The following is a 292-nucleotide window of genomic DNA, read 5'->3' on the forward strand; positions in this document are numbered from 1 at the left end:
CAATCGGAGCAATCGCGATGACGCGTTGAAGCCGAGAGCCGGCTTCCACAATGCAAGACCCGAAAGCTAGCGGAGATAGTCCATCACGCGCCTTCACCGAAGTGCAGCTCGCGCTTGAAGACCGGTTACCCCAATTGAAACACCGCCACCTTTTGCTCATAGCCGCGCACCTCGACCTCGCCGAGCGCGACGGCATCGCTGCCGTCCTCGCCCAGCGCCTCGCGCACGGCCGCGGAGATCAGGAGCTGCGAACCGAACTCCTTGTTCAGCGCCTCCAGCCGGGAAGCGAAGT

Annotated in this window: 1 pseudogene; it reads right to left on the reverse strand. The window is 63.0% G+C overall.

Annotation, left to right across the window (positions count from 1 at the left end):
- Positions 1–125 precede the first annotated feature (125 nt).
- Positions 126–292 (reverse strand): annotated as a pseudogene (locus tag AC0L2O_RS36625) (adenylate/guanylate cyclase domain-containing protein); the annotation flags it as partial.

The organism is Bradyrhizobium sp. Kon10, from assembly GCF_055807395.1.